Annotated in this window: 8 protein-coding genes; 4 read left to right on the forward strand and 4 right to left on the reverse strand. The window is 65.2% G+C overall.

The features are described from left to right. Window positions 1-47: 47 nt before the first annotated feature. Both LZC94_27760 and LZC94_27765 read right to left on the reverse strand, forming a co-directional pair. Window positions 48-1,472 carry a cytochrome P450 gene (locus LZC94_27760; GenBank protein ID WXB11647.1) on the reverse strand — a complete coding sequence of 475 codons (1,425 nt, stop codon included), beginning with the start codon at window positions 1,470-1,472 and terminating at the stop codon, window positions 48-50. A gap of 268 nt (window positions 1,473-1,740) precedes the next feature. Further along, window positions 1,741-3,486 carry a protein kinase gene (locus tag LZC94_27765; protein WXB11648.1) on the reverse strand — a complete coding sequence of 582 codons (1,746 nt, stop codon included), beginning with the start codon at window positions 3,484-3,486 and terminating at the stop codon, window positions 1,741-1,743. 247 nt (window positions 3,487-3,733) lie between these two features. Here LZC94_27765 and LZC94_27770 point away from each other — a divergent pair, with 247 nt between their 5' ends. The 4 genes from LZC94_27770 to LZC94_27785 all read left to right on the forward strand — a co-directional run bounded on the left by LZC94_27770 (window position 3,734) and on the right by LZC94_27785 (window position 8,159). Next, window positions 3,734-5,317, forward strand: coding sequence for a family 10 glycosylhydrolase (locus LZC94_27770; protein ID WXB11649.1), 1,584 nt, complete (start codon window positions 3,734-3,736; stop codon window positions 5,315-5,317). A gap of 10 nt (window positions 5,318-5,327) precedes the next feature. Further along, window positions 5,328-5,702, forward strand: a complete 375-nt coding sequence (locus LZC94_27775) for a DUF488 family protein (GenBank protein WXB11650.1) — start codon at window positions 5,328-5,330, stop codon at window positions 5,700-5,702. A gap of 164 nt (window positions 5,703-5,866) precedes the next feature. After that, window positions 5,867-7,423: a cellulose binding domain-containing protein gene (locus tag LZC94_27780; GenBank protein WXB11651.1), complete on the forward strand. Its 1,557-nt coding sequence runs from the start codon at window positions 5,867-5,869 to the stop codon at window positions 7,421-7,423. Window positions 7,424-7,454: 31 nt separating this feature from the next. Then, window positions 7,455-8,159: a hypothetical protein gene (locus LZC94_27785; GenBank protein WXB11652.1), complete on the forward strand. Its 705-nt coding sequence runs from the start codon at window positions 7,455-7,457 to the stop codon at window positions 8,157-8,159. Here the strand turns inward: LZC94_27785 and LZC94_27790 are convergent. Both LZC94_27790 and LZC94_27795 read right to left on the reverse strand, forming a co-directional pair. Then, window positions 8,147-11,383 (reverse strand): type 2 lantipeptide synthetase LanM family protein, encoded by a 3,237-nt coding sequence (locus tag LZC94_27790; protein ID WXB11653.1) that lies wholly within the window; start codon window positions 11,381-11,383, stop codon window positions 8,147-8,149. The genes LZC94_27785 and LZC94_27790 overlap by 13 nt on opposite strands. 170 nt (window positions 11,384-11,553) lie before the next feature. Further along, window positions 11,554-11,751: a hypothetical protein gene (locus LZC94_27795; protein WXB11654.1), complete on the reverse strand. Its 198-nt coding sequence runs from the start codon at window positions 11,749-11,751 to the stop codon at window positions 11,554-11,556. Window positions 11,752-12,033 lie beyond the last annotated feature (282 nt).

Genomic DNA, 12,033 nt, shown 5'->3' on the forward strand with positions numbered 1-12,033 from the left:
CGCGCCGCCCGAGCCTTCAAACGGTCCATTCGAAATTTCGGGAGCGGTCATCGAAATTCGCGCTTCGAGCATATTTCTTCGAATACGTTTGGAACGAATCCACTCCCCGCAGCGCGCGTCGTTTGGCGCGAATGGACGATCATCGGTAGTCCATCGCGCGGCCTCACGGTGACCCGCGGCTCGGGCGCTGCGCGATGACCTGGCACGGATCGCAGCACGAAACGCTGCGCCAAGGTGGCCAATGCAAGGATGATTTCGACGAGGGCGAACGAGCTGCCGATGCAGGCGCGTGGCCCGCCACCGAATGGAAAATATGCAAATTTCGACCGTCCCATTTCGCGCTCGCGGGTAAATCGATTCGGGTCGTGGTGCTCGGGACGCTCCCAGTAATGCGGGTGTCGATGCGTCGCGTAAGGGCTCGCGAGGACAATGGTGCCCGCGCGCACGCGATATCCACAAACGATGTCGTCGCGACACGCAAGGCGGGGCAGGATCCAGACCGGTGGATAGAGGCGCATGGATTCGAGGACGACCATGCGCGTCCTCTGCAATCGAGGCACGTCCTCCATCGTGGGGGGGCGCCCGCCGAGCACGTGGTCGAGCTCCTGCTCCAGGAGCTCTCGCGAACGAGGATTTTCGGCGAGGCAATGAAATGTCCACGCGAGCGCATTGGCGGTGGTCTCGTGGCCGGCGAGGAGGAGCGTCATCACCTCGTCTCGAATTTGCTCGTCGCTCATGCGCGCGCCGCCGTTCGATGCGCCCTCGCCCTCGCCGTCGCGGGCCGCGAGGAGCGTTCCGAGCAAATCGTCTTTGGGAGCGCCCCGGCGGCGCTCGGCGATCGTGCGCCGCACGATTCCATCGAGCGTGCCGATGGCGCGCGAGAGGCGAAGATTGTTGGGGGTGGGCACCGCGAGGGGAAAGTCGAAGAGCGTAAAGACCCTCCGGCGCGCCTCGACGAGGACGACGGCCACGGCCTCCGAAATGGCGTCGGCGTGCCGCGATACATCGGTGCCAAACAAGGTTTCACCCGTAACGCGCAAGGTCAAACGCATCATCTCATCGGCCACGTCGATGATCCGTCCGGCGAGCCCTTGCCAGCGCTCCCCGAGCTCGTGCGCGGCCCGCGTCATCGCGGGCGCGAACGCCGCGATCTTCTCGCGATGAAAGGCGGGCTGCATCATCCGCCGCTGGCGAAGCCATAGCTCGCCGTAGCTGGTCAGAAGGCCGCGCCCCAAGAGCAGCCGCACCTTGTGAAATCCGGGCGTCTCCTTGCTGTAATTCTTTTGATTGTCGCGGAGGACGCGGGCAACCCCTTCGGGGTGCGAGACCAAAACCGCCCGAAGATGACCGACCCGCATTTGCACGAGGTCCGGGTGGTCGCGCACGAGCTCCTCGAAGAGCTCGAGCGGACCGCTCCGCAAACGCCGCGCATGGCCAAAGAGGAAATCACCCCGAACGAACGGCGGCTCCACCCATCGATTGTAATCCGATATACCGCTCCGCGCATCCGGCCGAATGACATTTTCGTTTTACGAAGCAGGATCTTTACGCTCGAATTCGAACTCCGCCGCGTCGAACGAAGGGCGATACCCGATGCGCCGATAAATCGAATTGGATATGGGATTTGCCAGATCCGTGAACAGCACCACGTCCTGGGCGCAGGCGTCCAGCGCCCACTGGGAAGCCGCAGAGCACACCGCAGCCCGGGCGCGCGCGCACGCCCTCGTCTTCCGTGGCCAATCACTCTCCGAGCAGCAATTTGCAGTGCTGAACGCAGGGAAGATCGCCCTGGTCCCGGCAGATGGTCTTGAGCAGGAAAATTTCTTCGTTGGTCCCCCGCCCGCTCCGAACCCGCGGCTCGAGCAGATGCCTCGCCTTGGCCGAATCCTTGAGCATCACGCCGCGGGCTTGATCGGCGATGCTGAGGGCCGGCACCGCGGAGCGCGGGGCGCTCTTGGGTGCGACGCTCGCGTCGGGGGGCGCGACATTGGCGTCCGGAGGCTCGCCGCGCTCGGCGCCCGCAGGTTCGTCGCCGTCCGCGATGGAGAGCGTCAACGACGGCGTGGATGACGGAGACGGAGACGGCTCGGCCGTCGGCGGACCGGTGGTCGAAACGAGCTCGCTCGAGGACGCCGGGGGCGCGGGCGCGTCCGTTTCGATCGGGGGGCGCGGTGGCTCCTGGATTAGCTGATTTGCGAGCCGATGCTCGATCGCAACCATGGAAAGGACGACGAGCGCGAGAGCGCCGGCGATGAACCCGAGCGCACGACCGCGCAGCCGCGCGGGCGACGGCCCTGGCACCGCTTGCACCGGCGATACGGCCGGGGGCACCACGCCTCGAGACAAGGTCGGCATCGGCATGGTCGCAGGCGGCGGAGGTATCGGAATCGTCGCGCGCTCCTCCGGGGTCGCCGGCGCCGCAGGTGCTGCCGCAGGCGGCGCTGCAGTCCGTGACAAGGTCGGCATCGGCACGGTCGCACGCTCCGGCCCCTCGGGCTCCATCCGCGCCTCGATATCGGCCGACGTCATACGCACGGTCGTGTCGACGGAAGCGGGCGCCGGTTCGGCCTTTTCGGGGGGCGCCCCGTGAAAGCGCTCCACCTCGGCGACGAGCGCCCGCCGCTCCAGGAGCACAGGCCCCACCGTGGCCTCGACCCATTGGGCGACCTTCATCGACGACGCCACGTCGATGCATCCGTCGATGGCGGCGGCCATCTCGTGCGCGGTCGCGTAGCGTTGCTTCATGTCGCGCGAAATCGCTCTTTGGACGATGCGGTCCACCTCGGGCGGCACGTTGGGGTTCTTGGCGCTCGGGGGCGGGACGTTGGCCGACAGCACCGCCTGAAAGAGGAGCATCTCGTTCGAGTTCTTGAAGAGACGCTCGCCCGTCAGCATTTCCCAGAGAACGACGCCGGCGGCGTACACGTCGGATTGCCGTGTCGCCGAGCCGAAGATTTGCTCGGGTGCCATATAGGGGATCTTGCCCTTGAGCCGGCCCCGCTGCGTGGTCTCATGCAACCGCCTCGCCGCCTTTGCCACACCGAAGTCGAGCACCCGCGCGACGCCGTCGGCGCCGACGAGGATGTTTTGAGGCGAGATATCGCGGTGCACGATGTCGAGCGGCTGCCCCGACTCGTCCCGCGCTTCGTGCGCGGCGTGCAGGCCGTTGAGGATCCCGAACAGAATCGACAATCCCATCGAAACCGGGATCGCCTCGCCTCTTCGCCGGCACGCGCGAACGAGACCGCCCATCGACTCGCCGTGCACGTACTCCATGACGAGGAAGTTTTCGCGCCCTTTGGCGAAGACGTCCAACGTTTGAACCACGTTGGGGTGATGAATGCGCGCCGCCAAACGCGCTTCGTCCACGAAGCTCGAAATCAATGTCGGATCGGCCGCCGCCAAATGCGGGTGCAGCCGTTTGATGGCCACCGTGCGCTCGAACCCCGCGGCCCCCGTCATCCGGCCCAAGTAAACGGTGGCCATGCCGCCGGATGCCAACTCGACAACAAGGGAATAGCGTCCGAATTGGAGCGGTCCCCGCATGTGCTAAAGGCGAGAATAGCAAATACGCATGCTGCGGCGAGAGACGTTTTACGCTCGAGCTGCGATCCGCGCGCCGCCTCCGTTCACGGCGCTCGCACGAGGCCGTCCCCGCTCGAAACGCGCGCAAATCCCGCCGGTGAGGTGCGCGGCCCACGACCGCCGCAGGCGGCAGTGTTACCCTCGCGCCATGCTCGTGCGCACGCGTTTCTTTCCCTCGACGGCCCTCGCGCTTGGCGCGGTCCTCGCCCTGACCATCCCCGCCAACGCCGCAGACGGCCCGGCCACCTGTCCGACCAACCCCGCCCACCCCAAACGGCAATTGCGCGCCGAGTGGATTGCGAGCGTGGTGAACATCGATTGGCCGAGCCGCCAAGGGCTCTCGGTGCAAGAGCAACAGGCCGAGTACGTTCGCTTGTTGGACGACGCCAAATCGCGAAAGCTCAACGCGGTGGTGGTTCAAATTCGGCCCACCGCCGATGCGTTCTGGCCATCGCCCTACGAGCCATGGTCCGAGTGGCTGACGGGCGAGCAAGGGCGCCATCCCGGCTACGATCCCCTCGCCTTCTTGATCCGCGAGGCGCACGCGCGGGATCTCGCGTTTCACGCGTGGTTCAACCCTTATCGGGTCAGCATGCAAAACGATCCGAGCAAGCTCGTGCCGAGCCACCCCGCCCGCCAGCATCCGGATTGGGTCTTTGCTTACGGCCCCAAACTTTACTACGACCCGGGGGTCCCCGCCGCGCGCGCGTTCGTCGAAAATGCCATTTTGCACGCGGTCGAGAACTACGACGTCGATGGCGTGCACTTCGACGACTATTTTTATCCCTACCCCATCGCGGGCCAAGCCCTCCCCGATCAGCGCACGTACGAGCAATACGGAGGCGGGTTCGCCAACATCGACGATTGGCGGCGCCACAACGTCGATCGCCTGGTGGAGGAGACGAACGCGCGCATCCACGCCAAAAAGCCATGGGTCGCATTTGGGATTAGCCCATTCGGCATCTGGCGCAACCGCGCCTCCGATCCGCGCGGCTCGGACACGGCGGGCTTCGAGTCCTACAGCGGTATTTATGCCGACTCGCTCAAATGGGTCGACCAAGGCTGGGTCGATTACATCAACCCGCAAGTGTATTGGAACATCGGCCTCGCCGTCGCCGATTATGCCAAGCTGGTGCCCTGGTGGGCCGAGCGGGTGCGCGGCACCGGGGTTCATCTCTATGTCGGGCAGGCGGCTTACAAGGTTGGCACCTCGGGCGCCTGGCTCGATCCGGCGGAGTTGAGCCGCCACTTGAGCTTCAACCGCAGTTACCCCGAGGTCCAAGGCGACGTTTACTTCAGCGCCAAAGACGTCGCCGCCGATCGCCTCGGCTCCATCACCCAGGTCGTCGCCGAGCATTACGCGCGGCCCGCCCTGCTCCCCGCCGAGACCCGCCGCGGCGGGCACGCGCCCCAGGCTCCCCATGCGCCGCTCATCCTCCGCGTCTCCCGCGCCGGCGAGGGCGCGGAGCTCACCGTGCGCGCGTTCGGCGGCGGCGCCACCTCGTTTGCCGTGTATCGATTCGACGGCGTCACCTTCCCGGGCGAGTGCGCGTTTGCCGACGCCGCGCACTTGCTGGGAACGGTGCGGGCGCAAGGGATCACCACCGCGGGCGCCAGCGCGACGTTCGTGGACCCGAGCGCACGGCCGGACGCCACGTACACGTATTATGCGACCGCCTTGGATCGGCTGCAGCACGAGAGCGCGCGCAGCCTCCCGCGCGTCCTTCGATGAAAGGCTCCCCATGCTCGCGCGCTATTCGATGATCCGCGGCGCCCCCAAGTCGGCCCTCCCGAAGGGGATCCGGCAAGATACCCGCAAGCACACACGCCATGTGCTCCGCCCTACCGCCGAAATGGTCGAACGGGTGCTCGCCCGCGCGGACGACGACGCCGCCTGGAGCGCGTTCGCCAAAAGCTACCGCGCCTTGCTCGACGAGCGCTTCGAAAAGAACCGCGCCGAGTTCGACGAGCTGGCCGAGCTCGCGCGCACCGAGGACGTCTATCTCGGGTGCAACTGCCCGACCGCCAAGAACCCCGACGTGCGCCGCTGCCATACCGCCCTCGCCCTCGCGTACATGAAGTCTCACTATCCCGATCTCGACGTCCGCAAACCGTGATACGCCATCCTGCGCGACCGTGATCGATGCGATCAGCGCACCGATCACCTTCGCCATGATCGAACCGATCATTCTTTCGAAAAGTCGCTCGCTTGGCGGGCGGAATACTCTTTGCGTAAGGGACCCGGGACTTTTGCGTCTTCAAATGCCCAACGAGGAGAGCCATGAGTAAAATCCGAATATACCTATTGGCGGCCATCGTGGCGGTGGCCATGCTGACGGCCTCGCGCCCCGTTCCTGCCGAGGTGACGGCTGCGGGGGTCACCGCGACCTTCGCCAAAGGCCAAGATTGGGGAACCGGCTATGGGGCCACGTACACCATCTCCAACAAGAGCACGGCCGCGATCACGTCGTGGACGGTGGAGTTCGATCTACCGTCCGGACATCGTATCAGCTCCCTGTGGGATGGTTCGTATACCGCCAGCGGGCAGCATGTGACGGTCAAGAATACGTGGAACGGCAACGTGGGCCCGGGAGGCACCGCCGCCTTTGGCTTCAATGTCGCGTACTCGGGCGGCTTCTCGGCCCCGACCAATTGCAAGATCAACGGCGACTCGTGTGACGGCGGCCCCTCGAACCCCGGCGCTCCGGGCACCCCAGGCGCCCCGAGCGTCACCGGGACCAGCGCCTCCTCCATTTCGCTCTCCTGGGGCGCATCGAGCGGCACGGTCACCGGCTACCGCGTATACGAAGGCACCACCGTGCGCGCCACGGTGACCGGCACCTCGGCCACCATCTCCGGCCTGGGCGCCTGCGAGTCGCACACCTATGTGGTGGCGGCCTACAACAATGTGGGCGAGTCGACCAAGAGCAGCGAAGTGTTCGCCAACACCACCGGCTGCCCCACGGGCGGCGGCCGCGGGGCGCCCTATCTGTACTTGGGTTGGGGCGAGCCGCCCAATGTGAACACCGTCATGAACGCCAGCGGCGTCAAATGGTTCACCATGGCCTTCGTGCTCTCGTCGGGCGGATGCAACGCCGCGTGGGACGGCCAGCGCCCGCTCCAAGGCGGCGTCGACGCCAATGTGATCGCGCAGATTCGCGCGGCCGGCGGCGATATCGTCCCCTCGTTCGGTGGCTGGAGCGGCAACAAGCTGGGTCCGAACTGCTCGACCCCGCAGGCTTTGGCCGGAGCTTACCAATCGGTCATCACCGCCTACCAGCTCAAGGCCATCGACATCGATATCGAGAACACCGACGAGTTCGAGAACACCACGGTGCAAGACCGCATCCTCAACGCCTTGAAGATCGTCAAGCAGAACAACCCTGGCATTCAGACCATCGTCACCATCCCCACCACCACCTCCGGTCCCAGCTACTACGGCAACCGGCTCATCGATCAGGCCAAGGCGCTGGCGGCCAACATCGACATCTTCACCATCATGCCGTTCGACTTCGGCAGCGCGAACATCGCCTCGGACACCATCAAGGCGGCCGACGGCCTGCGCGACAAGCTCAAGTCGACCTTTGGCTGGTCGGACTCCGTAGCCTATGCGCACGTCGGCATCTCCGGCATGAACGGGCTCTCGGATCAGCGCGAGCTCACCACCGTCCAAGCGTGGACCCAGATCCGCGATTGGGCCAAGGCGCGCGGCCTCGGCCGTCTGGCGTTCTGGTCGGTCAACCGCGATCGCGGCTGCGATGGCGGCGGCGTCGTATCCCACTGCAGCGGCATCGCCCAGCCCGACTGGGAGTTCACCAAGATCACGGCAGGCTTTTAGCCGTTGACCTTCGTATGGTAGCAACCTCCATGTGATTCCCTTCGTGGTCCTCGAGCGCGTGAACCTTCCGGGCGACACGTCCGGCAGTTTGGTGCTGTCCCAAAGGGGCGAACACTTCTCCATCCGCGCCGGCGGCGTGGAGCTGATGAACAGCCAAAATCACGTATCGGAGGACGAGCTCGGTCGCCTGACCTGCGCCCGTCTCGCTCCCCGCGCCACGAAGAAACCGACCTTGCTCGTGGGCGGCTTGGGCATGGGCTACACCTTGCGTGCAGCCCTCGATGCCCTGCCGCCCCACGCGCAGGTCGATGTCGCCGAGCTGGTGCCCGATGTGGTGCGCTGGAACCGCACGGTGCTCGGCGCGCTCGCCCAGCGTCCGCTCGACGATCCGCGCGTGCGGATCATCGAGGGGGACGTGGGGAACGTGATCCGAAAAAACAAAGCGCGCTACGACGCGATCCTCCTCGACGTGGACAACGGGCCGGATCGCATCTTCGAGGGGAACGCCACGCTTTACGGCGCCTCCGGGCTTTCGGCGGCGCGGGGTGCGCTCACCGAAGGCGGCGTGCTCGCCGTCTGGTCGTCGTTCGAGTCGCCGGCATTTACGAAGGCCCTGCGCAAGGCGGGGTTCGAGGTGGAGATCGAGACCCTCCGAACCACGCGCCGGGGCGGCGCCCGGCACTGCATTTGGTTCGGGCGCCGGCGCCGCGGGGCGCTCGAAGGTCAGGGCGTTTGAAACGTGAGCACGGAAGGCACGCGGCTCGGAGCGTGCGCCCGCAACATTCCTAGTCCAATCCCCGCCAGACCGGTCATCATTCCCGGTACCTCGATCTCACTGAGGGTGCCGCACACCCAGGCGCCCTGGTTGATGCGGGCCGATGCATGCGCCCAGGCAATACCTTCCGCGTGCAGATCTGGACGATCCAGCACGGCGGCCGCGTTCAGAAGAAGCTCGATATTTCCATAATCGCCGTGACATTGACATTGCGAGCTTCCAAAGCCATGATCGCGGACGAGGTCGATCGCTGCATCGATTTCGTGCATGGATCGCGCGTCGGTATGATGCCGGTGCATGAGTACCCTCGAGAGGCCGATGCCGCACCCACCGTAGCACCACGCGACCAGCGGCGGAGCGTTCTCGAGCACCGCGTACGGCTCGAGCTCGCGCAGCTCGCGCCACGCGTGGCGATCGGGGTCGAACGTATGTTGCTCGTAGCGCAGCGCTTCGAGGGCCGTCCGCCGAAACCGCGGCTCATCGAGGATGGCCGCGGCTTCGAACAACGTCCAGGCGATCCCCCCCACCCCGTGGGAGAAACCCGAAATCGGCACCCGCGCCTGCCTGTGCATGCCCTTGCCCAGCCAGCCGACGCCGTGAGGCGTCTCCGTCGTGTGCCACACCAGGTGCTCGGCGGCGCGAGCGATGGCGTGCCGGACGCGATCGGACGGCCTCAGAGCGTACAAGCTTCGCAACCCAGCAATCGCCCCCGAGGCTCCCGTGATGATATCGTATTCGTCGTCATCGGCGATGCGTCCGATCACCCGTTCCGCCAATCGCTCCGCCGTGGTCAGGAGATCGTCGCGATCCCAGAGCCGGGCGAGATGGCACAAGGCGAAGATGACACCACCATAGCCCGACATACCGAGATCGGTGCGGAGCGCGTCATACTCGATTTGCGAAAGCGCCGTATTCTGCGCGCTGCGCGCGAGCTCCGTATGCCGCTCGTCGCCCGTCAACGCGCCGAGATGGGCGAGAAAGAACGAAACCCCTAGAAGACCGCTGAAGAGATCCGGACGAAGGCGCCCGAGCGACCATTCGCGGTCTTGTGTGGCATTGACGCCCAGCCATTGGGCGGTGTCCCCCACACGAAACGCGAGCTGCCGGAGGCGGTGGCCCACCCGATCCGCGGCCGCGAGCAAATCGACCGGCTCGCCGCGGTCGCGCTCCTCCGGAGAATGACGAGGGCGCTGCACGATCCGGTGTTGCTGCGCCATGACGGTTCCCAACGCACCGTGCAAAAACCAAGTCTGCTGGGCCAAACCGTCTTCGCTCAGGCGATCGAGCTGGCTCCACACCCCATCGAGAGCGGACTCCATCGGAAAGCCGGGGATCTGCTGCTCGCGCGAGTCCATCAGGCAGGTGGAGTTCGTTCGGGCGGTGAAATAGGGAATGTCGCTGTTCCAAAGATCGTAGCGCTCCGATTCAATCACATGGCTCAAGGTGGGGATACGGGGCACTTCGCGCCACAAGCTATCGAAGTGCTGCTCCCGCTCGAGCCCGTCGCGAAGCACGTCGGGGTGAAAGGCCGTGCCGAGCACCGCGCCATAGAGCATGGTCGGCCTCACGATCACGCGAACGCGATCACCGCTGAAGGCGGCAATCGGCCCCGACGGATCCTTCAGCTCTTCGCGATGCGCCAGCAGCAATCGGTAGGATTCGGCAAAACCCGCCAAAATATCATCACGATAGAGACGCAAATCCAAAGCTTGATCGGCTTCGACCGGCCGGTGCTGAACGCCGCCGACGGATTTGTATTCGAGCGCGATGCGCATCGTCGGCTGCCCGATATCGATCAACCGCGGCACCGGAACGGGGCTGCTCACGTCCGGCGACTGACCGAGCCCGCTCACGTCGATCGCCTCTCCCTCGACGGTGAGCCACGAGGGTTGCGGTAAGAGCCCCGTCGCCAGGACCGAGCCTCGCGCTGCACGCTCCGCGAATTTTTCGGCGCCCGAAATGCGCGGATCGTCCAGCGGCATTTCGGGCATGAGGACCGATTCGAGATCGATCAAGAGGGGTTGATCGCCGGCCGCGATGATGTTCTCGGCGTGAAAATCCTGAGCGCGCAGGAGATGGAGCACCCCCAAGAGAAAGCCGTGCCTTCGGTAGAAATGATGCAAAGCCGCTGGCTCGGTACACGGAATGCGCGGTGCAAACTCCATCCAACCGTAGCTGCCCCGCTCGAGCACGGCCAGGGTTCGCAGCGGAAGGGACACACCACGCCGATTGATCCACGCCAAGAGATCTTGGAAGTGCGCCTCGACCGCCAATGAGCGCGGCTTGTAGACGACGCGCACGCCGGATGAAAAGCGCAAACACGCCACGGTCAGACCTCGGCAATGCCGATCGCCGAGGCCGGTCTCGACGGCCACCAGACTCCCGAGCGGGAGCTCGCCCCCGAAAGCGGCGGCGATCGCATTCCAATCGGAGAGGATTCGATCGATGAGCAACCGCCCCGCGTCTATCCATTGAAGGACGGCCGTCGCAATCTGACGAAAGAGGATGGGGTACTCCGAAAGCAAGCTACGGCGCGTCGCCTGCGTGGCGAGGCTCGCCAAAAATGCCTCCCACCCACGATCCTCGGGGATCTCGGGGCGTGCCCGGGCGAGCGAAAGGGCCATCGTCCTCGCGAGCATTCGATGTGTCAAACCGGTAAGGGGCTCGAAGAGTTGGTCGACCACCGCGGCCGAGTCGAACCGCGAGCCCCCCTCCTCGCGCGAGCGGGCTCGAACGTACGCCAGGAGCGCGTCGCGGCCTGTCTCGAGCAGCGGGATGGCCGCCACCGAAAGAAAGTTCTCGGGTGCTTGACCCTGGCCTGCATCATCGATTCGCAGCCATGGCGGCAGCGGAGCGGGGTTTTCGGCGAGAAAGCCACTTCGGACGACGAGCTCGGCCCACGGCGGTATCGGCACCGCAAGGGGCGGATCTCCAGTCCTCGGCGGCGACGCCATTGCGAGCAGCTCGGCCTCGGTCAATTGGGCGCTGCGGAGCCGGCTCGTCCAGAGCTCGTCGCTCGTGAAGGGCTCGCGGCGTCGCCACGCGGCAAGTCTAAGTCGCGCCGTGTCGTCGGGATGGGGTTCCGCCGATGGCCTGCGAGCGCGCCGTTCCCCCAATGTTTCCGCACGCCGGACGGCGTCCATCAGCCACTCGCGATCCGCATCGGTCATGCTTCGCTCTGCCATGCTTCGTTTCCTCTCGTCTTTCGATCGAACGCATATCCCATTTCGCCCATACGGCAGAACGCGCCGGCGCGAAATCGAACGCGCCGGCGCGTTTGCATTGTGCGTGTCAGCCCGAATTTCTGCTCGGCGCGCGCGCAAACCGGCAATTCATCGGACTAACACGGGCGCGCTCAGATGCAGCAGGCCCCACCCGAACAAACGCGGGTACCGACGCAGCTCGGGGCGGTGTTGGCCGCGTTGAGGCTCGCTGCAACGCTGAATGCGCGAGCGAGCTCCTGATCGATATTTCCCGAGGGATGCTCCTCGAGTCCTTCGGCAATACGCGCCTCGATGCTGCTCGACGAATGAGCCTTCTTCGAAAAAACCATGGCGGTTCTCCTTTTCCGGATTTGAGTGAAGCAAACGAATCTACTCCGCACCCGTCCGCCGCCCATGCGCGCGCCGTCGCGAATGACGCATGATTCTTGGGGTCGTTGAAGCTGAATCGCCGAACCTTCGAATGGTTCGACGCATCGGAGGCTCTGGGAGGATCGATTCGCAGGGCAAGTGATAGCGCTACCTGAGCCGAATATGAAGCCCAATTTGAAACACAATTTGAAGCCGTCAAATCATGCCATTAATCCGGTATAAAGGAACAATGTTTCGTCACG

Source organism: Sorangiineae bacterium MSr11954 (assembly GCA_037157815.1).
Taxonomy (GTDB): Bacteria; Myxococcota_A; Polyangia; order Polyangiales; family Polyangiaceae; genus Pendulispora; species Pendulispora albinea.